The organism is Lysinibacillus sp. NPDC095746 (assembly GCF_044763535.1).
GTDB lineage: Bacteria > Bacillota > Bacilli > Bacillales_A > Planococcaceae > Lysinibacillus.
Genome location: NZ_JBIWGL010000005.1, coordinates 1 through 21,738, shown reverse-complemented (window position 1 = coordinate 21,738; position 21,738 = coordinate 1). Strand labels below are relative to the sequence as shown.

The 21,738-nt window shown below is 37.8% G+C and carries 22 protein-coding genes, 11 tRNA genes and 1 pseudogene; 8 read left to right on the top strand and 26 right to left on the bottom strand.

What is annotated here, in order from left to right:
• Window positions 1-38: 38 nt before the first annotated feature.
• Window positions 39-215, bottom strand: a complete 177-nt coding sequence (locus ACIQ7N_RS05265; RefSeq protein ID WP_402930617.1) for a hypothetical protein — start codon at window positions 213-215, stop codon at window positions 39-41.
• A gap of 482 nt (window positions 216-697) precedes the next feature.
• On the opposite strand from ACIQ7N_RS05265, the gene ACIQ7N_RS05260 reads away from it, so the two are divergent.
• Window positions 698-1,543 carry a VOC family protein gene (locus ACIQ7N_RS05260; protein WP_402930615.1) on the top strand — a complete coding sequence of 282 codons (846 nt, stop codon included), beginning with the start codon at window positions 698-700 and terminating at the stop codon, window positions 1,541-1,543.
• 133 nt (window positions 1,544-1,676) lie between these two features.
• Here ACIQ7N_RS05260 and trmL read toward each other — a convergent pair whose 3' ends face one another.
• Both trmL and queG read right to left on the bottom strand, forming a co-directional pair.
• Entirely contained in the window at window positions 1,677-2,150 is a 474-nt protein-coding gene (gene trmL / locus ACIQ7N_RS05255) for a tRNA (uridine(34)/cytosine(34)/5-carboxymethylaminomethyluridine(34)-2'-O)-methyltransferase TrmL (protein ID WP_053485736.1), read from the bottom strand.
• Between the two features lie 14 nt (window positions 2,151-2,164).
• A complete protein-coding gene (gene queG, locus ACIQ7N_RS05250; protein ID WP_402930613.1) occupies window positions 2,165-3,295 on the bottom strand; it encodes a tRNA epoxyqueuosine(34) reductase QueG in 1,131 nt (376 codons plus the stop codon).
• Between the two features lie 59 nt (window positions 3,296-3,354).
• On the opposite strand from queG, the gene ACIQ7N_RS05245 reads away from it, so the two are divergent.
• On the top strand, window positions 3,355-4,044 hold the full coding sequence (locus ACIQ7N_RS05245) for a B3/B4 domain-containing protein (RefSeq protein ID WP_402930611.1): 690 nt from the start codon (window positions 3,355-3,357) through the stop codon (window positions 4,042-4,044).
• A 14-nt stretch (window positions 4,045-4,058) separates the two neighbouring features.
• Window positions 4,059-4,568, top strand: a complete 510-nt coding sequence (locus tag ACIQ7N_RS05240; protein WP_132364089.1) for a hypothetical protein — start codon at window positions 4,059-4,061, stop codon at window positions 4,566-4,568.
• 110 nt (window positions 4,569-4,678) lie between these two features.
• Here the strand turns inward: ACIQ7N_RS05240 and ACIQ7N_RS05235 are convergent, their stop codons facing one another.
• The 4 genes from ACIQ7N_RS05235 to ACIQ7N_RS05220 all read right to left on the bottom strand — a co-directional run bounded on the left by ACIQ7N_RS05235 (window position 4,679) and on the right by ACIQ7N_RS05220 (window position 8,336).
• A complete protein-coding gene (locus ACIQ7N_RS05235; protein ID WP_402930609.1) occupies window positions 4,679-5,344 on the bottom strand; it encodes a hypothetical protein in 666 nt (221 codons plus the stop codon).
• A gap of 417 nt (window positions 5,345-5,761) precedes the next feature.
• On the bottom strand, window positions 5,762-6,361 hold the full coding sequence (locus ACIQ7N_RS05230; protein WP_402930607.1) for a hypothetical protein: 600 nt from the start codon (window positions 6,359-6,361) through the stop codon (window positions 5,762-5,764).
• A gap of 528 nt (window positions 6,362-6,889) precedes the next feature.
• A complete protein-coding gene (locus tag ACIQ7N_RS05225) occupies window positions 6,890-7,276 on the bottom strand; it encodes a MerR family transcriptional regulator (protein ID WP_402930828.1) in 387 nt (128 codons plus the stop codon).
• Window positions 7,277-7,328: 52 nt separating this feature from the next.
• Window positions 7,329-8,336 (bottom strand): medium chain dehydrogenase/reductase family protein, encoded by a 1,008-nt coding sequence (locus ACIQ7N_RS05220; RefSeq protein ID WP_402930606.1) that lies wholly within the window; start codon window positions 8,334-8,336, stop codon window positions 7,329-7,331.
• A 539-nt stretch (window positions 8,337-8,875) separates the two neighbouring features.
• Between ACIQ7N_RS05220 and ACIQ7N_RS05215 the strand changes: the two genes are divergently transcribed.
• Entirely contained in the window at window positions 8,876-10,462 is a 1,587-nt protein-coding gene (locus ACIQ7N_RS05215; RefSeq protein WP_402930604.1) for a catalase, read from the top strand.
• Between the two features lie 87 nt (window positions 10,463-10,549).
• Here ACIQ7N_RS05215 and ACIQ7N_RS05210 read toward each other — a convergent pair whose 3' ends face one another.
• The 3 genes from ACIQ7N_RS05210 to nagB form a co-directional block, all read right to left on the bottom strand.
• Entirely contained in the window at window positions 10,550-10,951 is a 402-nt protein-coding gene (locus ACIQ7N_RS05210) for a cytidine deaminase (RefSeq protein WP_402930602.1), read from the bottom strand.
• A 42-nt stretch (window positions 10,952-10,993) separates the two neighbouring features.
• Entirely contained in the window at window positions 10,994-11,896 is a 903-nt protein-coding gene (locus ACIQ7N_RS05205; protein WP_402930600.1) for a S66 peptidase family protein, read from the bottom strand.
• A gap of 697 nt (window positions 11,897-12,593) precedes the next feature.
• A complete protein-coding gene (gene nagB, locus ACIQ7N_RS05200; protein ID WP_402930826.1) occupies window positions 12,594-13,307 on the bottom strand; it encodes a glucosamine-6-phosphate deaminase in 714 nt (237 codons plus the stop codon).
• 190 nt (window positions 13,308-13,497) lie between these two features.
• On the opposite strand from nagB, the gene ACIQ7N_RS05195 reads away from it, so the two are divergent.
• The gene (locus tag ACIQ7N_RS05195) at window positions 13,498-14,241 is read left to right on the top strand and encodes an arylamine N-acetyltransferase family protein (protein ID WP_402930598.1); all 744 of its coding nucleotides are present in this window, start codon (window positions 13,498-13,500) and stop codon (window positions 14,239-14,241) included.
• A gap of 103 nt (window positions 14,242-14,344) precedes the next feature.
• Here ACIQ7N_RS05195 and ACIQ7N_RS05190 read toward each other — a convergent pair.
• A pseudogene (locus ACIQ7N_RS05190) lies at window positions 14,345-14,644 on the bottom strand (VOC family protein); the annotation flags it as partial.
• A 289-nt stretch (window positions 14,645-14,933) separates the two neighbouring features.
• Here ACIQ7N_RS05190 and ACIQ7N_RS05185 point away from each other — a divergent pair.
• The 3 genes from ACIQ7N_RS05185 to ACIQ7N_RS05175 all read left to right on the top strand — a co-directional run bounded on the left by ACIQ7N_RS05185 (window position 14,934) and on the right by ACIQ7N_RS05175 (window position 17,119).
• Window positions 14,934-15,521 (top strand): TetR/AcrR family transcriptional regulator, encoded by a 588-nt coding sequence (locus tag ACIQ7N_RS05185; protein WP_402930596.1) that lies wholly within the window; start codon window positions 14,934-14,936, stop codon window positions 15,519-15,521.
• A 68-nt stretch (window positions 15,522-15,589) separates the two neighbouring features.
• A complete protein-coding gene (locus ACIQ7N_RS05180; protein ID WP_402930594.1) occupies window positions 15,590-16,285 on the top strand; it encodes an SGNH/GDSL hydrolase family protein in 696 nt (231 codons plus the stop codon).
• A gap of 18 nt (window positions 16,286-16,303) precedes the next feature.
• Complete coding sequence (locus tag ACIQ7N_RS05175) at window positions 16,304-17,119, top strand: SDR family NAD(P)-dependent oxidoreductase (protein WP_402930824.1); 816 nt, start codon at window positions 16,304-16,306, stop codon at window positions 17,117-17,119.
• Between the two features lie 241 nt (window positions 17,120-17,360).
• Here ACIQ7N_RS05175 and ACIQ7N_RS05170 read toward each other — a convergent pair whose 3' ends face one another.
• The 15 genes from ACIQ7N_RS05170 to ACIQ7N_RS05100 all read right to left on the bottom strand — a co-directional run bounded on the left by ACIQ7N_RS05170 (window position 17,361) and on the right by ACIQ7N_RS05100 (window position 21,724).
• On the bottom strand, window positions 17,361-17,645 hold the full coding sequence (locus ACIQ7N_RS05170; RefSeq protein WP_132364113.1) for a hypothetical protein: 285 nt from the start codon (window positions 17,643-17,645) through the stop codon (window positions 17,361-17,363).
• 228 nt (window positions 17,646-17,873) lie between these two features.
• Window positions 17,874-18,560, bottom strand: coding sequence for an ABC transporter ATP-binding protein (locus ACIQ7N_RS05165; RefSeq protein ID WP_402930591.1), 687 nt, complete (start codon window positions 18,558-18,560; stop codon window positions 17,874-17,876).
• Between the two features lies 1 nt (window position 18,561).
• The gene (locus ACIQ7N_RS05160; protein ID WP_402930590.1) at window positions 18,562-19,596 is read right to left on the bottom strand and encodes an ABC transporter permease; all 1,035 of its coding nucleotides are present in this window, start codon (window positions 19,594-19,596) and stop codon (window positions 18,562-18,564) included.
• A gap of 137 nt (window positions 19,597-19,733) precedes the next feature.
• Window positions 19,734-20,294 (bottom strand): RNA 2',3'-cyclic phosphodiesterase, encoded by a 561-nt coding sequence (gene thpR, locus ACIQ7N_RS05155; RefSeq protein ID WP_402930588.1) that lies wholly within the window; start codon window positions 20,292-20,294, stop codon window positions 19,734-19,736.
• A gap of 430 nt (window positions 20,295-20,724) precedes the next feature.
• Window positions 20,725-20,805: transfer RNA gene (locus tag ACIQ7N_RS05150), tRNA-Leu, on the bottom strand.
• A 47-nt stretch (window positions 20,806-20,852) separates the two neighbouring features.
• Window positions 20,853-20,926, bottom strand: a tRNA-Cys gene (locus ACIQ7N_RS05145).
• Window positions 20,927-20,934: 8 nt separating this feature from the next.
• Window positions 20,935-21,009 (bottom strand) — tRNA-Gly (locus ACIQ7N_RS05140).
• Window positions 21,010-21,014: 5 nt separating this feature from the next.
• A tRNA-Gln gene (locus tag ACIQ7N_RS05135) sits at window positions 21,015-21,089 on the bottom strand.
• Between the two features lie 4 nt (window positions 21,090-21,093).
• A tRNA-His gene (locus tag ACIQ7N_RS05130) sits at window positions 21,094-21,169 on the bottom strand.
• A 35-nt stretch (window positions 21,170-21,204) separates the two neighbouring features.
• Window positions 21,205-21,280: transfer RNA gene (locus ACIQ7N_RS05125), tRNA-His, on the bottom strand.
• Between the two features lie 12 nt (window positions 21,281-21,292).
• Window positions 21,293-21,366, bottom strand: a tRNA-Trp gene (locus ACIQ7N_RS05120).
• 13 nt (window positions 21,367-21,379) lie between these two features.
• Window positions 21,380-21,463 (bottom strand) — tRNA-Tyr (locus ACIQ7N_RS05115).
• A gap of 10 nt (window positions 21,464-21,473) precedes the next feature.
• Window positions 21,474-21,549, bottom strand: a tRNA-Thr gene (locus tag ACIQ7N_RS05110).
• 8 nt (window positions 21,550-21,557) lie between these two features.
• Window positions 21,558-21,633 (bottom strand) — tRNA-Phe (locus ACIQ7N_RS05105).
• Window positions 21,634-21,648: 15 nt separating this feature from the next.
• A tRNA-Asp gene (locus tag ACIQ7N_RS05100) sits at window positions 21,649-21,724 on the bottom strand.
• Between the last annotated feature and the right edge of the window lie 14 nt (window positions 21,725-21,738).

The following is a 21,738-nucleotide window of genomic DNA, read 5'->3' as shown; positions in this document are numbered from 1 at the left end:
GTTTTAAGAAATATAAGGAAAATTTTCGGGGTAATATCTTATTGATCCTTCGCTTCCTCTTCATAATCATCTACTTGAATAGGATCTGGAATTCGATTGTCTTCAACAAGCTCTAGGCCATCACGCAAATGCTCCATTTGCTTTCCCAAATCCTGTAAATCTTTAAAATTTCTAGCCATTGTACCGTTTTCAATATTTGGAACCTTTTTTTCCATTATTATCACCTCTCTTATAGTTTTCCCGAAATAGTTATTTCTGAACCATTTCTGACATATTTTATTCCGCTATGTCGTTTCATTTTTATAGTAGATAGTCTATACTAAAAAGAGATGTCTTTATAAACTGAGGAGGGTTATTCCATGGGTTTACTATTAATTATTGGTGTAACTGTTGCGTTCTTAACTGCAATTTTCACTGCTGGCTATGAAGGCGACTACAGAGCAGACAAATAATACCTCAAGAAAATCACTAAGCATGAATATATGCTTAGTGATTTTTTTATTGTTGCATGAAATAAGGTGCCCTCTTAAATAAAGTTTGCTCTTTTTTCCTGAGGGCGTCCGATGAGCCACTTCGGTTACTTCTCTTATTTTTTGAAATAATATAATGACTTGACAATATGCACTTTATAAAATACACTTACTTACATAAAGTAAGTTGATAATTAATGATAACTTAAATTCGGAGGTAATTTACTATGCATTTTCATGAAAAACCTAACACATATGTCACAAATGTTGAAATTAAAGTGAGCGATTTACAACGTTCATTAATTTATTATCAAGAGGTCATTGGCTTTAAAGTTTTACAGCAGGAATCTCAGAGAGCAACTCTAACTGCTGATGGCAAAACAGCCTTACTAACAATCGTCCAACCTGAAACAGTAGAAGAAAAAACGAGCTTAACAACTGGGCTTTATCACTTTGCCATTTTATTGCCTACTCGTCGTGATTTAGCAAATATTATTACTCATTTCCATACCAAAGGCGTGTACTTCGGAGCATCTGACCATGATGTAAGTGAAGCACTATATTTAAATGATCCTGATAATAATGGTATTGAGGTTTATGCAGATCGCCCTGAAAATGAATGGACTTGGCATTTCGACCAAGTGCATATGGTGACTGAACCTCTTAAAATCCATTCTATATTAGAGGAAGGTGATGGTAGATGGGATGGCCTACCAGCTGATACGGTTATGGGGCATATTCATTTATCAGTATCTAATTTAGCTGCCGCAGAAGAATTTTATACAAAAGGATTAGGATTTGAAATTGTCACTCGCTATGGAGCACAAGCTTTATTCATCTCAACTGGACGCTATCACCATCATATCGGTTTAAATACTTGGCACTCTGAAAACGCACCAAAGCTTGGTAAAAATCAGGTTGGCTTACAAACATTTTCACTGCGTCTAGATAATGAAGAGCAAGCAGCAACAATGAAAGAAAATCTCCGTTCCATTGGTGCTCCTGTTATTGATATAGATGGTGGTTTCCAAACAGAGGATCCATCAGGTATCGTTGTTTTATTGAAATTTTAAAGGTGATGTGACGTACTATCCGTCGGGGTGAGGGGTGTATCCACCCTTGACGGTGCTTCCCTTCTTTTGCAAAATCCTTTCACCTCAAACGAAAAAACAAAAAGAAGTTCTCTGGTATGAGAGAACTTCTTTTTTAATGTAAACCTGGATATCCTTGTTGACGTAATGCCTCATAAATAACAATTGCTGCTGTATTCGATAAATTGAGAGAACGAACATGTTCACTCTGTGGAATTCGTAAGCACATATCTCGACGCTCATAAGCAAAATCCTTTGGCAGACCTGTCGTTTCTTTGCCAAACATGAAGTAAATATCTCGATCTTTATCACTAAAATCATGTGTCGTAAATGGTTCTTCACTATAGGTCTCAATTAAATAAACGTCGCCATTTTTGGATGCCTCTAAAAAATCCTCTAGCGAATCGTGATACACGACATTGACACTATGCCAATAATCTAAGCCGGCCCGTTTTAGCATTTTATCGTCTGTGGAAAAGCCAAGAGGACGAATTAAATGTAGTGAGGTATTTGTGCCAGCACATGTGCGTGCAATATTTCCTGTATTTGCTGGAATTTCTGGTTGATATAAAACGATATGCAATGGCATAACGGTACACTTCCTTAACTAAAAAATTGTAAACCTTTATTAATTTCAACGAGTACTTCCTCGTCTTGTTCTTTTATTTCTGCCTTAAGTAATGCGGATTGAGCCTGCTCCCCGCCTATCTTACCTAAAGCCCATGCGGCTGTTCCTCGAATGACAGGTCGTTCATCCTTTTCAAGAAGTGCTACTAAATCTGGGACCGCAGCTTCTTCTTTGAAGTGTGCAAGTGCCAAAATAGTATTGCGTTGAATTGGCTTTTTCCCCCGCCATGAACCAGAAACATGTCCAAACTTTTCTTTAAAGTCACGATTCGAAATTGTTAAAAGTGGTACAAGTAATGGCTTTGCAAGCTCTGGATCAGGTTTAAATTCCTCATGCATCCAGTTAATTTTCCCTTTATTTTTTGGGCATACGGTCTGACATGTATCGCAGCCATACAAACGATTACCAATATGGGTACGAAACTCATCAGGTAGCATTCCTTTAGTTTGTGTTAAAAAGGCTATACAACGTTGAGAGTCTAGCTGTCCTCCCTCGATTAACGCGCCTGTTGGGCAAACATCTAAACATAAGCGGCAATCCCCGCATTCATCCTCCATAGGCTTATCAGGGGCAAAAGGGATATTCGTGAGTAACTCTCCTAAATATACATATGAACCGAACTCAGGCGTAATGATCGAGCAGTTTTTTCCGCTCCAACCTATCCCCGCACGTTCCGCAACTGCCCTATCAACAAGTGCCCCCGTATCAGCCATTGATTCAATACGAACACCTTCTACTCGCTCCTCAAGCCAAGCTGATAGTAATTCCAAGCGCTCACGTAATGCTGTATGATAATCGACACCCCAGGAAGCACGACAAAAAATCCCGCGTCTCGCTCCCTTCTTGCCTACAGGTGCATTTTGCATGCGCGACGGATATGCGACTGCTATCGCCACAATGCTCTCTGCCCCCTCTAACAATTGTAGGGGTTCGGTACGTTTTTCAATATCGCTTTCTTCAAAGCCAGACTGATAACCAAGCTCTTGCTGACGGCGCAGTCTATTTTTCATTTCAGTAAAAGGAGCCGCTGTTGTAAAGCCAATCTTGTCTACACCAATGGACATTGCATACGCCACAAATTCACGTTGTAGGTCATGTATGTTCATTTTATTCCCAACTCCTTACATGGTACAATAATAAAAATAGATAAAGTAGGTGATGTTTTATGGAAATTTCAATTAATCAATCTCTATTGACACAACATCCCGAGCTTAAAATCGGCATTATTCATTATACCAAAATTGTCGTTGCAGAATCGCCTCAAATGATTAAAGGTCGCATGCAATTGTATCAGGAAAATCTCTTTTTAGAAATGCAGGATAATCCTGTAACGCAACGAGAGGGTATTGCAGAATGGCGACAACTATGGAAAAAGCTTGGTGCAGATCCGAACCGCTATCGTCACTCAGCAGAAAGCTTAATGCGCCGAGTTAGTAAGCAAAATTATTTAACACCTTTTCACTCTGGTGTTGATTTAAATAATTTCTTCTCCCTCCAATATGAGATTCCGGTAGGCTTATATGATGTAGCTAAACTACAAGGACATATAAAAATCGCACTTGGCGACGAGGATACTGGCTATGAGGGCTTAAATGGTCGTTTTAATACATTAAAAAATATCCTTTATAGCTGTGATGCTGAAGGAGCATTTGGGTCACCATTTGTCGATTCTAAACGTACGTCTGTTTCGGAGGAAACGACGGAGGCTCTACATATCTTCTACCTACGCCCATCATTATCAGAAGAAAGTGCGCAAGAGCTTCTTGCATCTGCCGGGAAGATGTTTAATCAAATTCATGGCGGCAATTTTAAAATAGCCCTATTAACAAACGCAGCACCATCTACTACACTATAAAAGGACGTGTTTTCATGATTAATCTTGCTGAAGCCGTTAAGCTAAAAAGTATTTTAGCAAAAAAAGTTCAAGAGCTTGTTGACGAATTACATCGTAGCGCTTTTGTAACTGTTGAAAAAGGACAAGCACCCAAAACAAGTAATCGCGCAATGAAAGTAATTGAAGCTGAATTAGCTCAAGTACGTCTCGATGTTCGTACATTGGATCGTTTAGTATATGAAGCAAATATAAAAAACACAGTAGACTTTAAAGGTGACAAACTAGCATTAGTTGAAGCGATTGAGCTCGCAACACAGCTCCGCGCAGATGCTGAGCTGTGTAAACAGTTTAGTATGCACGAAAAAGAAAGTGTACGCATGGGATATGGTGAAAATACAATGCTTTATGAAATTGCTATGTATGAGCCAGATGAGTACCGAGAACGTGCTATTATATTAGAAAAAGATGCCCATAAATTATCGAATCTGATCAATGCAAAGAATTATAGTGTTGAAATTAACTTCGATGATTCTCGTTATTTCTAATATTGAGGATGCCAATGCTATTATTTCTACAATAAAAAAAGCATCCTTTTTGAGCTGTACCTCCAATTGTGTTTAACAATTCGGGGTACAGCTTTGGGATGCTTTTTGTTCTACTTACTTAATTCATATTTAATTTCAAATTTCCCTATATCCCAATCGGCAAATAGAAAAGTTACATTAGTCTTAGTGTTAGGATCAGTATATGTATAAGCTACTTCCTCGTCAAAAGCAATATCACTTTCTTCGTCAAATTTATCTATATTCAATCCTAGTGCATAAGCAATTGACATAGCAGATATAATTCCTTCTGCCCATTCCCCTCCCTTTCCATCTTCATTTAATTCAGTTGCGGGAATTCCTTCTATAAAAATATTATATCCAATTATTTTTTTATCTTCATTATAATTAACGTCTATTTTATAATGACCCTTATGTTTTTTAAAATCAGTATCCAATAAAATTTGTGAGAAAATAGTTTCCTCTTTATTCAATTCATTAGTTATTGGTTCTGGAATTTCTGCTATTTCAATTCCTTCAACTGGATTCTTTTTAAATATATTAGCTCTGACATTGTATTTTTTAACAAACTTTTCTACCGCAGCCTTTGATTCAGGATCAACCTCTTCAAACTTTATTGGAACGACTTTCTCCTCCTTTACGACCGCTTCTTTTGTTTCCTGATCTTTTTTTACATCTGCCTCTTTTTTCTTCTCTGTTCCTTCTCCAGAACATCCAACTAGTATAACTGCTAGAAGTAATAATAAAACTTTCTTCATTACCTTTATTCCCTCCGAATGTATATCAATAAAAATATACGTTACTAGATTCAATGAAATAGAATTCAGTGCAAAAAATACTGAAATTACTATATCGCATCATCCTATTATAATTCTGACAAAATAAAGTTTCTGTTTCCACCCTTTCTTCCAACATTTTTCGACATTTTATGTAAAATTAAGGTTTTATGGAATAATAATATATAGAATACAATTTTTAAAATCCCTATTACACAAAAGCAAATACAAAAGACAAGCCAAGGTTTCATCGCTTCTCAAGCCTATTAATAAGCAATAAAGACTTGTATAGCTCTAAATCAATTAAAATAAATACAGCAAAGCAAAAAAGCATCTCTTGCTCTGCATTGCAATTGTTAGACACAATTGAGATGTAGTTCATTAGAGATGCTTTTTGTTCTACTTAGTTAATTCAAATTTAAATTCAAATTTTCCTGCATCGACCTCAGTACAAAGATTAGTTACCTTATATGTAGAATCAGTATAAGAATGAGTGTCTCTATTTTCTTCAGCTTTAGCTAATGATTCGGTGAATTTACCCAAATCTAATCCTAGTGTTTGAGCAACTATTACAGCTGAAGTCATCCCTTCTGCCCATTCGTCTCCCTCATCATTTACTTCTTTTTCAGGGAGTCCTTGAACAGAAAGATTATATCCAATTATTTTTTTATCCTTATTGTATTTAGCAACTAATTTGTAATGGCCCTTATATTCTTTAAAATCAGCTTCCAATAGAACTTGTGAGAAATCTTTAAGTTCATTCGTTACTGGTTCTGGAATCATGTCTAATCCTATAGGTTGAACCTGTTTAAATAAAGTAAGCTTTTCATTGTATTCTTTGGCAAACTTTTCAACTGTAGCTTTTGATTCAGCATCGACCTCTTCAAATTTTACTGTAACGACCTCTTTTTTTACGTCTGCCTCTTTTTTCTTCTCTGTTCCTTCTCCAGAACATCCAACTAGCATAACTGCTAGAAGTAATAATAAAACTTTCTTCATTACCTTTATTCCCTCCGAATGCATATCGATCAATATACGTTATTAGATTTAATGAAATAGAATTATAGTACAAAAAGTTCCTAAACTACTATGTCATATCCTCCTATTACAATTCTGACAAAATAAGGTGTACATTTCCACCTTTATTATTCGTCATTTTTCGACATTTTCAGTAAAATAATGGATCTATGTTACATATTGAACTAACTCTAATGAATATAAAAAAGCGTTCAACCAATAGTGGCTAAACGCTTTTGATAGTCTATTTTTTGCTAAAGCGTAGTGCTTACGTAGCGAAAGCAATAGATGTCTTTTGTGTGAATACGTAGCGGAAGCAACATATGTCTTTTGTGTGAATACGTAGCGGAAGCAACATATGTCTTTTGTGTGAATACGTAGCGGAAGCGCCACCGATCCAGGTCAGTTAGCCGTTTTCGCATAGATGCAATGATTTTAGGCTAACAACTCTTTTCTGATCCATGATATCCCCCGGTGGCTTAACTTCTCCTAGAAGTAGTTAAAATGTCTTTACGGGTTCGGAAGTCTATCATTTAGCATAGCTAAGTAAAAACTTCTTTTCTCATTGGCAAGAGTCATTACGTTTTCCAATTGCTCCAATTGCTCCAATTGTTGCTCTAGTAGATTAACATGTTTATTTAATAGTTCAATCCGTTTGTGTAAAATTTCCTGGATATCCTCTATTTCCTGATCATTTTGTGTTAACAGACAGCCATCTTCAGCAAACAAAGTAATATCCTTTAGCTTCATTCCCGTTTGCTTTAATCCATAAACAAATTGGATAAAGCGAAGATCCTGATCATTATATTGCCGAATCCCATTTTGCTTCCCATCCAAGCGATAAGGATTAGGTAAAAGACCCATTTTTTCATAATAACGAAGTGTATATGCAGAAATACCTGTTAATTTCGATATTCACCAATTGAGTACATTACGTTTTTGTCCCCTTTCATTCACATATAAGAATAACCTTTCCTACAGATAATGATTTTTCAAGCAATTCTTGAGCATGTGCAGCTTCCCGTAACGGAAGTCTGTAAGAGATTAAGGGATTGATCTTTCCTTCCTCTAACAAGGAAAGAAGAAATCGAACGTCTTCCTTAAACCAATCTAATCTTTCTTTTTTTAATGATGTTATAGAGTAAAGATAGACTGGATTACCTTTCTTTGTAGTTCGATTTTCAGCTAGACTTCCCCATTCTTTGGCCCAATCTTCTGAATCTCCTTGCTGAAGAATCGAGGTATAGCCGTAACCTATGAAGCGGCCATTGTTGCTTAAGGTGTTCATCGAACGCTCGTAATTCTGGCCCCCTATTGGATCAAATACAACATCCATACCTTCAGGAGCCTGGATACGAAGAGTATCTACAAAATCTTCGTTTCGATAGTCAATCGGGACTGCGCCGAATTTGGATACAATTGAATGTTTAGCTAAGGAAGCTGTGCCATACATGTCTAATTTTGCTAACTTCCCAAGCTCAAGCAAGGCAGTACCAACCCCGCCACTTGCCCCGTGAATAAGGATACGTTCTCCCTCAGCTACCTTTGCAATCCGGTGAAGCATTTGATAGGCTGTTACATAATTTAAGATCACAGCCGCGGCCGATACGGAATCAATGTGCGCAGGAATCCCAACAACCTCATCCTCCATCGCGTACACATAAGATGCATAGCCACCCGTTCCGTTAAAAAAGACGGCTACCTTATCCCCTATCAAATATTTTTGCACGCCTTCTCCCAACTCGTCAACAATCCCAATAGCGTCGTACCCTGGAGTAAAGGGAGGTATAGGAGATAGCGGATATTTCCCCTCTCTTCTCATAATATCCGCAAGTGCAACTCCCGCCGCTTGGACCTTAACGCGAATTTCCCCTCTTTCGGGTTTTCGTAAGGGCTCCTCTATCACATCAATAACCTGAGGTTCTCCGTATCTAGTTACAATTACTCGTGTATTCAAAGCAAAACATCTCCTTCAATAAAGATGTTTGTATTATAGTTGTTAGAGTAAACTCTAAGTCAAGGAATCTATCAGCATTGCATAGACGATTTCCCTGAAACTGTATACAATAGATTTATGGAGTCGCTGCGACTTCATAGCGAATTGGATGTGCTGTTTTCAAAACTAGCTTTTTGGAGCTAACTTAAACAAAACCAATGACAAGTTACCTGTTACTGTATGACCAATGACTAATAACCAACTATCAGCAATGGCCATACTCAAACAACTTGACAATTAATTTGAAAACGCCATCCAATAGCTCTCTTACATTTGGTGTAGGAGAGCTTTTTATGTTCATATTCTTGTTTTAACGAATAAAAAAGAACGTAGAAGATTCCCCCAAAATTAACATAATAAAAACCGATTTTAATCCATTATGTCGCAATTTCCATCCCCTTCCGTTAATTCTTTATCCACCTTATGTGTAGAAGTTTTTTCATGTCTAATTCTCCCCTAACATGTAAAGAATAACTATATCCAAAGAAAGGGGTTAGACAATGACGAAACAACACGATTCCACAAACGAGCATGACATGACCTTGACAAATCGACAGGGGCATCCTATTACGAACAATCAAAATATACGAACAGTCAGTAATCGAGGACCTGCAACTCTTGAAAACTATGATTTTATAGAAAAAATAAGTCACTTTGACCGCGAAAGAATTCCTGAGCGTGTTGTTCATGCACGAGGTGCAGGGGCACATGGCTATTTTGAGACATACGGTGTTGTTGGGGATGATCCTATTGCTAAGTATACAAGGGCAAAAGTATTTCAGGATAAAGGGAAGAAGACGCCTGTTTTTGTGCGCTTCTCAACCGTTATTCATGGCGGTCATTCACCAGAAACATTACGTGATCCACGAGGCTTTGCTGTTAAATTCTATACGGAGGATGGTAACTGGGATTTAGTCGGCAATAATTTAAAAATCTTCTTTATCCGCGATGCTATGAAATTCCCTGATATGATTCACGCCTTTAAGCCTGATCCGATTACAAATATTCAGGACGTTGAACGCTTTTTTGATTTCTGTGCAAGTTCTCCAGAAACCTTCCATATGGTGACATTCGTTTATTCACCTTGGGGTATTCCCGCTAATTATCGAATGATGCAAGGCTCTGGCGTCAATACGTATAAATGGGTCAATAGTGAAGGCAAAGCGGTTCTTGTAAAATATCATTGGGAACCTTTACAAGGCATTAAAAACTTAACACAAAAAGAAGCAGAAGAAATCCAAAAAAAAAATTTCAATCATGCCACACAAGATTTATATGATGCAATTAAAAATGGTGATTATCCTGAATGGGAGCTTAACGTCCAAATTATGGAGGATGGTCCACATCCAGAGCTTGATTTTGATCCATTAGATGATACGAAGCTTTGGCCTAATGATCAATTCCCATGGTATCCAGTTGGTAAGATGGTATTAAATAAAAATCCAGAAGATTATTTTGCTGAGGTTGAACAGGCTACTTTCGGTACAGGAGTGCTTGTGGACGGATTGGATTTCTCGGACGATAAAATGCTACAAGGTCGTACCTTCTCTTATTCTGATACACAGCGTCACCGTGTAGGTGCAAACTATTTACAACTCCCTATCAATGCACCTAAAAAGCGAGTGGCAACCAATCAAAACGGTGGTCAAATGATGTATCAGCGAGATTTAGCTCCGGGGCAAAATCCTCATGTTAACTATGAGCCTTCGATGTTAAATGGTTTAAAAGAAGCTACTCAAGCGGCTAAAGAATATACACCGCTCGTGGAAGGTAATCTCGTTCGAGAATCCATTGATCGGCAAAGCAATACGAAGCAAGCGGGCGAAACATATCGCAATTTTGAGCAATGGGAGCGAGATGAGCTGCTCGAAAACTTAATTCGTGATTTAGCAGTCTGTCATATAGCCATTCAAGAAGCGATGATTGCTTTAGCACAAGAAGCAGATGAAGAATACGGTCGCTTGTTAAAAGAAGGTTTACAAAAAGCTCGAAATGATTCCTCTTCATCAAAGCCACTTGGCAATATTGCTGGTGATGAAGCACCTCAAAAGGCTGTAGATAAAGGTCATGACGCAGAGCCTTATTAAATCAAAAAGACATTACATATTTTCACAACAAATATGTAATGTCTTTTTTAGTTGCATCCCAAATCACATAGCAAAAAACCTTTTCAATTATTTTTCGTATGCTTTATACCAATGATATGGTTGTATTTCTTTCAATGTTTTAAATATCAATTCACCATTCGGATTAGTGATAGCCGCTTTTACATTTTCACCCCAGTAAAAAAGCCTTTCTTGACATACACCACAAGGAGTTAGCACAGTAAATACTGAATCTTCGTTTTCTCTGGCCATACAAATACTATGAGTAACCTTCGTATTAAGCTTATGCGCTTCAAGTATTGCACCAGTTTCCATGCACAATTCAGTAGAGGCATTTATAACGTCTGGTGCTACGCTCGTTAAAATCTGACCATCTTCAGTATACATTGCTGCCGCACCACCCCAACCAGAAGGGTATCTTTTTTCAATCAATTCTACCACCGACTGATATAGTTTTTGCTCAATATCCATATTCCCCCTCCCTGTTTTTAATCAATCATAAAATTCTTCTTTTTAATGCACACCAGGCAAAACCTTCAGTACTTTTTCCTGTGCATCTAAGATGGCATCTACTCCTAACGGAATTGCTATATTCGTTGAATCATGGCCAATTTTAAAGCCTGCTACAACTGGAACGCCTAAATCCGCAAAATAATCCTTCATTAAAGCAAATAATGCCGCTTCATCCGCTTCCGTTTGCGTAAAGGAACCGATAACAACTCCGGCTAACTGCTCAAGCTTTCTCGCCTGCTTTAATTGCTGCAGCATTGCATCGATTTTTGGGATAGATTCTCCAAGCTCCTCTATCAATAAAATGCGGCCTTCTGTGCAAACTTCAAATTTTGTACCTAATGTGTTAACAAGGCGACGTAAATTTCCTCCAATAATCTCACCACGAGCTACGCCAGGTGCAATCGTTGTTAATGGGGAAATATCCTCCGTATATTGTACTTCCATCGGTGAAAATAGCTGTAAAAACATCTTCTTTGATAAATCATCTATTCTTCTAACAGACATCAGGAGCGGCCCATGAAACGTCACTAAATTAGCATATTCGTTAATCGCGCAATGTAAATATGTAAGATCAGAGAAGCCCCAGAAGATTTTTGGATTTTCCTCAAGTAGTCCGTAGTCAATCTTCTCCGCAATTCGTGCAGAGCCATAGCCCCCCTTAACACAAAAAATTGCCTTCACCTCCGGATTTCTCACCATCTCATGAAAATCAGCCAGACGCTCTTCATCATTACCTGCTAGGTAATCGTGCTTTGCCTGAATGGTATTCCCAATTATATAGTTTAGCCCTAATTCTTCAAGAAAGGCTATAGCATCTCCTAGCTTTTCGGGCTGTGCTTGACTGGATAAAGCCACAAGACCAACTGTATCTCCCTTTTGTAAATGTGGTACGGTGCTTTTCACCCTAATCCCTCCTATTTTCTTATTCCAGCATATAGATAATATTGTAGCATTGATTAATGGCGAAGCTAGTGTTGATAACATTTAAATTTCCGGATGACTGTATGTCGCTCTGGCTCTACTTTCCGTCGCTTCGACTCTTCCTTCCATCGCTCGGATTTCTTTCCGTCACTTTGACTCTTCTTTCCGTCGCTCTGGCTCTACTTTCCGTCGCTTCGACTCTTCCTTCCGTCACTCGGATTTCTTTCCGTCACTTCGACTCTTCCTTCCGTCGCTCTGGCTCTTCTTTCCGTCGCTTCGACTCTTCCTTCCGTCACTCGGATTTCTTTCCGTCACTTCGACCCTACTTTCCGTCGCTTCGCCTCTTCCTTCCGTCTCTCGGATTTCTTTCCGTCGCTTCGACCCTTCTTTCCGTCGCTTTGGCTCTACTTTCCGTCGCTCAGATTTCTTTCCGTCGCTTCGACCCTACTTTCCGTCGCTCTGGCTCTTCTTTCCGGCTTCGACTCTTCCTTCCGTCGCTCGGATTTCTTTCCGTCACTTCGCCTCTTCTTTCCGTCGCTTCGACTCTTCCTTCCGTCGCTCGGATTTCTTTCCGTCACTTCGCCTCTTCTTTCCGTCGCCTCGACTCTTCCTTCCGTCGCTCGAATCGCCAAAATAAAAAAGCGTAGACTTCAAATAATATAAAGTCTACGCTTATTTCTTATTTTGTTCCGCCGTAAATAATGGTTACATTTGGATGATTTAATAATTGGCTTGCTGGGAAATCTTCAGTGATAATACCACTTTTTAATTTTTCCATAGCCTCTAGCTTTTTTTCACCAAATGCAATTAACACGATTTCCTTGGCTTTCATAATAGATTGAATGCCCATTGTAATTGCATGAGTCGGTACATCTTTAGAGTTATCAAAATAAATTGCATTTTCTTTGCGTGTAGATTCAGTTAGCTCCACAATATGAGTCGTTGAAGCAAAAGATGTGCCTGGCTCGTTAAAACCAATATGTCCGTTAACGCCAATGCCTAGAAGCTGCAGATCAATTCCTCCCGCTTCTTTAATGCGAGCATCATAGGCCGCACACTCAGCATCTAAGTTTTCTGCCTGACCATTTGGTAAATGTATATTTTCTTCTTTTATATCTACATGATTGAATAAGTTCTCATGCATAAATGTCCAATAACTTGCCGGACTTGTTTGATCGATACCTATATATTCATCTAGGTTAAAGGTAATCACATCACTAAAAGATATATTGCCAGCTTGTTGGCGTTTCACTAATTCCTTATACATGCCTACGGGAGAACCACCAGTCGCTAATCCTAAAATACTTGTTGGGTTTACTTGTAATTGTTTAGTGAAAATATCCGCTGCTACTTTGCTCATTTCATCGTATGAATTTACTTCTAACCATTTCATTTCGCTTGTCATTCGTATACCTACCTTACAATCATTATTATTAACTAATAGGAAATATCTCTCTTTATTATAGTTAATATTTTCATTTTACAAGTTATTTACCTCCTTTTCTATTATTTTCTTTATATTATTCACGTGTATTCTCAAACCATTTCGGTTATGTTATTTAGTAAGGAAATGAGGCGATTTTATGAATTCACAAATAAAGCAATATTTAAAGCTTATTCAATTTCATGGATCTTTAGAGCCATCTATTAAGTTACTTGGTCAGCTTCAAACCAAACATCTACATACCATTCCTTATGAGAACCTAGATGTTGCCTTAAAACATGACATCACCTTCGCTATTCCTGACCTTTTTCAAAAAATGATTATTAAACTTCGCGGAGGCAATTGTTTTGAACTAAATATTTTATTTAGTTGGCTACTTCGCGAACTTGGCTTTTCTGTTACCAACCGCTATGCACAATTTTGGCGCAACATTGAAGCGGATACTCCTGTTGAGGATGTACCTATGCATCAGCTATTGCTGGTCAATTTCAATGGTCAATCCTATATTTCAGATGTTGGTGTAGGTGCATTAGCTCCTTGTAAACCAGTTCCACTAATAGCTGGACATCAACACCGTGAAGGTAATGAACTTTATAAAATTGAACGGGATGAAGCGAACGGCTGGATGCTGTACGAACTAACAAAAAATAATTGGCGTTTACTTTATAGTTTTTTTGATGACGCTAACGATGCAAAGTTTGCACCAAGACTTTCTAAACAAAACAATAAAATCGCGATGATTCGTACTCCTCGTGGCCGACATACAATGCTTAATAACGAATTTCGAATTTACGAGGGATACTCCCTAACAACCTATACAACTCATAACGAAAAGGAATGGCGACAAGCACTTCATCGCTTTTTTCATATTTCATTAGATTAAATGCAACAAAAGGCAAGCCTCCCCATTCAAAAGGAGACTTGCTTTTCCTATGCTATCGACTTAATCACAAAAAAGCCTCCGCAATCTTTTGGGAGAAAATAGATTATTTATTTTGAATTAAGCCGAAACCAAGCCCAGTGGGATCGACCATATAGGCAAGATAAAACTCATCAAACTCCATTTTGTCACGAACAATGATGGCACCATTCTGCTTAGCTTTTGAAATAGCTTGATCGATTGAATCCACTTCGATTTGAATACGTGTTCCAAAAGGAAGATCATGTGTCCCCTTAGCAATACCGCCGTTGATCCCAGACTTTTCATCATTCCCAGTTGTTACAGCCCGATATTCCCAATTAGGTGCGGCTACCTCCCAACCAAAAACCTTGGCATAAAACTCAACTGCTTTTTCAGGCTCCTAGCTATTTAATTCAAACCCTATTACTCTCCCCATCTAATTCCCCTCCTAATTTTTAAATTATAATTTATAATTCAATAACTAAATGGATATTCCCTTCATTTATTCAACAACATAATGTAAAGTCGAATTCCTTTCCTGGAGATGTCTGATTAGCCTTGGTATTAGCAATTGTGACAACATAATGACGTAGGTATTTAACTATTCATTAATTAGTAAAATATTGTATAATTAAATTAGAACGAACGTTCAAATGTTTTAAAGGAGTAAATCAATGAATAAAAGACGTTACGATAGCGAGAAAGCAAAAGTTGAAATTATGGAACATGCGGTTAGTTTGTTTTCTCAAAAAGGCTATAATCAAACATCAGTTGGCGATATTTCCACCGCTTCAGGCTACAGCAAGGGACATATTTATTACCATTTTGAAAACAAAGAAAAGCTCTTTGTTCTTTTAGCGCAACAAACAATGCAAGATTGGCACAACAAATGGCTGCAAAAAGAATGTAACTACTCTACGGCAACAGAAAAATTATATGGCATGGCCATGCATGTTCTCTATCATTACCAAACACCTTTATTAAGATCAGGGCAAGAGCTAGCTTCCAATCCAAAATCGAGCCCTGAATCAGTACAACAATTATACAATTTAGCCGTTGTACCGATGGGTGCTTATCGTGCGATTCTGCAAGAAGGAATTGATAAGGGGGAATTTGTTCATGGAAATATTGATGAATGGACTGTTCTGCTAGGCACTTGGCTAGGGGGATTATGTCAGCTGACATATACGCAGGAGCTGAAAGCACTTGAGCCACTCTTTAACCAGGCAATAACCATTTTTATCAATTATGCCTCGGCATAATGGCTTCCAGAGGAATTAACTTATTACAACGGGTGAAGTTAAAGAAGATAAAAAAAGGTGGGGTATAAATGAAAATTGCATGTATAGGCGACAGCTTAACAGAAGGTAGACCAGGGGTTTCATTTTTTAAACTACTAACAACAAACCATCAACATATCGAATTTGATAATCTCGGTAAACCAGGTGAAACAGTAAAAAGCTTACACAGTCGTTTAGAGAAATCGAAGCTAGCTACTTATTATGACCTTAGCTTTCTTTGGATTGGTGTCAACGATGTTTATGCTAAACTTTTGAAAGTGCAGGCACAACCAGTTACAAAAGATCATCAAGAATTTAAAGATTACTATGTAAATTGTTTAGAAATGATTTTAGCATCCTCTAAACATGTCGTTTTAGTAACACCAGCTTTAATCGGAGAGACAATGAAAAACGCTCCTAATAAAGAATTAAAAGAGCTCTCCTCTATTATTCAATCCATTTCTTCAAAATATGCAAATGTAAGCTTTCTAAATATACAAGAGGTGTTTGAGCATCACTTAGAACAAGTTAATAGTTCCGATTATATGAACACTAATGTTATGCGAGTAATGAAAGATGTACTGTTTTATAAAAATCCTTTGCGAATTGACCGATTATCTAAAAAGAGAGGGCTACATTTAACGTTAGATGGCGTTCATTTAAATAGTAAAGGAGCAGAACTTGTCGTGGAAGAATACACAGCTGTCATTGAACAGTTTCAATTACAGGAAGCTATTGAACAATAGGAAGTCATGTGAGAGGTGATGAAGATGAGAAAGGTTGCGATTGTTACTGGCGGTGTATCAGGTATAGGGAAGGCTATCTGCAAAGAGTTAGTAGGTCGTCATGTATTTGTCATTATTGCAGATATTAACGAACATGATGGACGTTTGCTAGAGGCAGAACTAAATAAAGATGCTTCAAATGCTAGATTTGTAGAATTAAATGTAACCGATTACAAAAGTGTTGAACATGTCATTACAAATGTCTATGAGGAGTTTCAAAGATTAGATTATTTATTCAATAATGCTGGTATAGCTATGTATGGTGAAATGTATGATATGTCGATGAACGAATGGAAAAACATTGTGGATCTTAATTTATGGGGCGTTATATATGGTACTCAAGTTGGCTATCAAATCATGAAGAAACAAGGTTTTGGACATATCATCAATACCTCATCAGCAGCAGGGTTGGGGCCAGCGCCTATATCTGCCGCATATTCAACTACGAAGCATGCTGTTGTGGGCTTAACGACATCACTACACTATGAGGCTGAGGAATTTGGCATCAAGGTAAGTACGCTATGTCCGACTTTTGTTGATACACCTATTTTCGATAAAGCGACAGCTATTAATATCGATAAATCAGTAATGTCCAAACAATTGAAAAAGCAAAAAATGATGTCTCCACAGCAACTAGCAAAAATCACTATTGCAGGCGTACACAAAAATAAGCCTATTATCTGTCCTATGCCTATGCGTAAAACAATGGATGTACTCTTTACGATCTTCCCTTCGTTGCACAGAGCTTTAATGAGAATGGTCTGTAAAGTAAGTCGAAAAGCTCGATTAACCTAAACTTTTCACGTAAAAGCTTTCTTCCAGAGGTAAAAAACCGCTATGCTTTTCCGCCTCCCAGGCACGAACCGCATCAGGGCCAAAAATAGGATGTTGAGCACGAAGGCATATGTCTCCTTCGCTTACATTTTCATTTACACTCATCAAAAACAATTTGTAGGAGTCTCGCGGCTTTTTACCTTTATATTTAAGATAACTTAAACACTGAACGGAATTACCCTTTTCAGAGATTAATAGCTAGTTATTTATACTTTTCTTTATCATTTTTATAAATACCTAAAAGTAATATAATTAACCCTATAACAAAAATTATAGGAGCTAAAAACATCATAATCGAGGTTGCCCAACTATTTTTAACTACTATTCCATACATTACGCCAATTACAAAAGATAAGAACGGTGCAAACGCTATCATTGTAATGATACCCCAAACGATGTAATTCCCTTTCTCTGACCTTCCTTCGGTTAATTGGAATCCCGCTATTAGACCAACTAATACGATCAATAAAGCAATGACAAACGCCATTTCAAATCACCTCCCCCTTTCCTTCTATAATATGCTTCATTAGTTTAGTGGTTTGGTAACATAACACTAGGCTTATTAAAAATATCTATAAATAACGCCCAAATGGAATGGAAAATCAGCTGAACATTATGATGATAAGCCTACTTCTTTTAGCGGGTGCCGAGGCATAATTGATACAAAAAAACCACAACCATCAATAAATGTGGTTGTGATTTTTAAGGATTCGATCTACATGGCATCTTGCAAAATGACACCGTCGCTCATTTTAATAATACGATCCGTATAAGCAAGCATTTCTTCATCGTGTGTCACCATTAAAGTAGTAATGTTTAACGTTTTAGTCAAATCTCTAATTAGTAACATAACCTCTTTTGATCTTTGTGAATCTAAGCTTGCTGTTGGTTCATCTGCGAAGAGAACTTTCGGTTTATGAATGATTGCTCGGGCAATGGCAACACGTTGCTTCTCGCCACCTGACAATGACGAAGGATAAGCCATTTTTCGATGGTCCATCCCTACTAATTTTAGTATTCGATTAACTTCATTTTTTTGTTCCTGCTTCTTTAATGTTGATTCAGAAACATCTAGCATTAGCAGTAGCTGCTCCTGAACTGTAAGAAAAGGTACAAGGTGTGCAAACTGAAAGACAAACCCAAATTCACTTGCTCGTACTTTTCGAACTTCTTCCGCGTTCATGGTAGACATATTTTTTCCTTCAAAAATAACGTGCCCATCTGTTGCAGGCTGAAGTCCAGCAGCTATTGTCAGAAGTGTACTCTTACCTGATCCAGATGCACCGACCAATGCTGTTATTTCCCCTTCATTTAGAGAAAGATCTATCCCTTTAAGTATTTCTTCCTCTACCTCGCCATTTCTAAACGTTTTTCTAACTTCATCGATTTTAAATAAAGTCATATTAAGCCTCTCCTTGCTGTATCGCTTGTAATGGTTGAATTTTTTTAATTTGGATGCCTGAAATTGTAGCTCCAATAAATCCAATAATTAGGAATACGATTGATAATTGAGTTGTCGTCCCAATTGTTAACGTGAAAGGCATTCCTTTTGGCGCTATCAGATTAAATGCTTGGCTAAAGGCTACCGACAAAATAAGTGAAATAACTGTAATGATAGCCATCTGTGTCCATATCATTTTGAATAGTTTACTCGTTTTCACACCAATGGCCTTCAAAATTCCGTATAAACCAATTTTTTGAACGTTCATCATATAGAAGAAGATAGCAAACAGCATCCCACTGATGACTACTAAAAACCAGACAATCATATTTAAAGACATTTGTTCTGCGCTATAGCTTGGGATTGTATTAAGAAACTCTTTATTCGAAAATGATTGTAATCCAGCAAATTGTTTTGAAGAATCACCATTTGGTACAAAAATCAATTGCATTTCATCAGTACGATAAATTTCTTTATAATCCTCGTTATTAATATAGGCAACCGGTGCATGACTATATTTTTTTTGCTCTACAAATCCTTTTACTACAAACTTGCCACTAAACTGATTATTCGTTAATGTATCGCCTACTTTTATTCCTTTATCTTTCAATGAGCTGTCTACTATCACTTCTTCGTGTTGCACTTTTTCAAATAACTTTGAATCAGTGGATGTCACAAAGGCGACGCTTTGCTGCTTATTATCCTGATCATTTAAAAAGCCCATTTGTAGTGAAAAAGCTACTGCATCCTTTTCATTACTCAATATTTCATTTTGTGTACCGCTATCTATCTTTGACAGATTATAAGTTTCATCTGCATCCGTATTCATATAAAATTGTCCTTGTGGTAAATCTTTAATTAAAGCGGCATTATCCTGTGATAATCCATTCGCCAAACCAGAAATAATAAAAGTTAAAAAACTAACTAGAAAAACAATTGATCCTAATATTAAAAATCTTACTTTATTCTTCTTAATTTCTTTCCACGCAAGATTCATAGTGAACTCCTCCATTCATTTTTACATCCTTAGCATAAAATCCTTAAATGAACGGAAGATGAACTAATCATTACAAATGGTTTTAAACAAAAAACTCATAAACCTTTTCTTTTTAGGTTTACGAGCTGAATGTAAAATTATTGGCCATCTAAACGAATGACAGCTTTTTTATAATATTTTGGCGTTTCCTCTATTTTTGATTCGTACAAAATCACTTCTTCAACTGAAAATTTTGGAAGCTGAAAATTTTCTTCTAGCAATGCGTCGAACGAAATTCCCCCACATGCTTCATCCCATTTTCTTGCAACAGTTATATGGGGTGTAAAAGGCTTCTTATCTAATTCAAAACCAGCCTTCATACAATCACGGTATACGATTTCTCTCACCAAATTTAATGGCTGCGATTCAAGCAGATTAACCCATAAAATTCTTGGATATTCTTTTCTTCCAAAAGTATTGAACCCTTGAATGTTTAATTCGAATGGTGGAACATTCCGAAGATTTCCCCTCGTTTCATCCATTACAGCCTGTAATTGCTCTTCATCCGCATGACCTAAAAAAGCCAATGTGATGTGATAATCTTCCTGGTGTACCCATCGCTTAAAATGAATATCTGCTTTCATTTCTTCACATTTCACTTTAAGAGCTGCTTTAATATCTGAAGGAAGTGGAACGGCAATAAAAAAATGTCTGCTCATAATCATACCCTCTCTATTCATCGAAAATGCTACTTATCAGGCATTATTTCTTTTCCTACTAAAATTTAACCATTACTACTCACGCTAAAGTAGAATTAACCCATTTTTCTTTTTAGCGAGTAGTTCATAACCTACATCTCTATATTCTTTCTCACTTTACACTGATAACAGGTAAGGAGGGTGGTCTAAGTGGAACAAGATTATTACAACTTTGTAAAGCACACAATATTTCTCCTTTAAAACCTAGATTTATTAAAGTTGAAGATGTGGTTGTTTCTATTAATGTTAAAAATCATATGAAAGAAGGAGTAGATTTGCAATGTTTTAGAATTCTTAATCTTATTGCTACCTTAATTGTTTGATTACCCCAACAAATATTATAGAACCAAAAAAAGAACCCTTGTAATCAAGGGTTCTCTACTAAATGTGATACCGGTGGTCGGGGTCGAACCGACACTCCAAAGGAACACGATTTTGAGTCGTGCGCGTCTGCCAATTCCGCCACACCGGCATAATGGAGATAAAAAAAATCGGATAAACCGATTGATTAATAAAATATGGAGGCGGCAACCGGATTTGAACCGGTGATAAAGGTGTTGCAGACCTGTGCCTTACCACTTGGCTATGCCGCCGTCATATTTGGAGCGGAAGACGAGGTTCGAACTCGCGACCCCCACCTTGGCAAGGTGGTGTTCTACCACTGAACTACTTCCGCAAAAATGGCTGGGGTACTAGGATTCGAACCTAGGCATGACGGAATCAAAATCCGTTGCCTTACCGCTTGGCTATACCCCAACAATGGGGCGACTGATGGGAATCGAACCCACGAATGCCGGAACCACAATCCGGTGCGTTAACCACTTCGCCACAATCGCCATTGTTATATTGTATTTATTAATTTTATTGAAAATGGGGCGACTGATGGGAATCGAACCCACGAATGCCGGAACCACAATCCGGTGCGTTAACCACTTCGCCACAATCGCCATAAAATTAAATGGCAGGGGCAGTAGGAATCGAACCCACACCAAAGGTTTTGGAGACCTCTATTCTACCGTTGAACTATGCCCCTATTAAATTAAAACTGGTGGAGGGGGACGGATTCGAACCGCCGAACCCTAAGGAGCGGATTTACAGTCCGCCGCGTTTAGCCACTTCGCTACCCCTCCGGGAAAGTCATGGTGCCGGCGATAGGAGTCGAACCCACGACCTACTGATTACAAGTCAGTTGCTCTACCAACTGAGCTACACCGGCAAAAAATATGGTGGGTCAGGACGGAATCGAACCGCCGACACTTAGAGCTTCAATCTAATGCTCTACCAACTGAGCTACTGACCCATATTTTCAAAAAAATGGCGGTCCCGACCGGGATCGAACCGGCGATCTCCTGCGTGACAGGCAGGCATGTTAACCGCTACACCACGGGACCATTTTGGTTGCGGG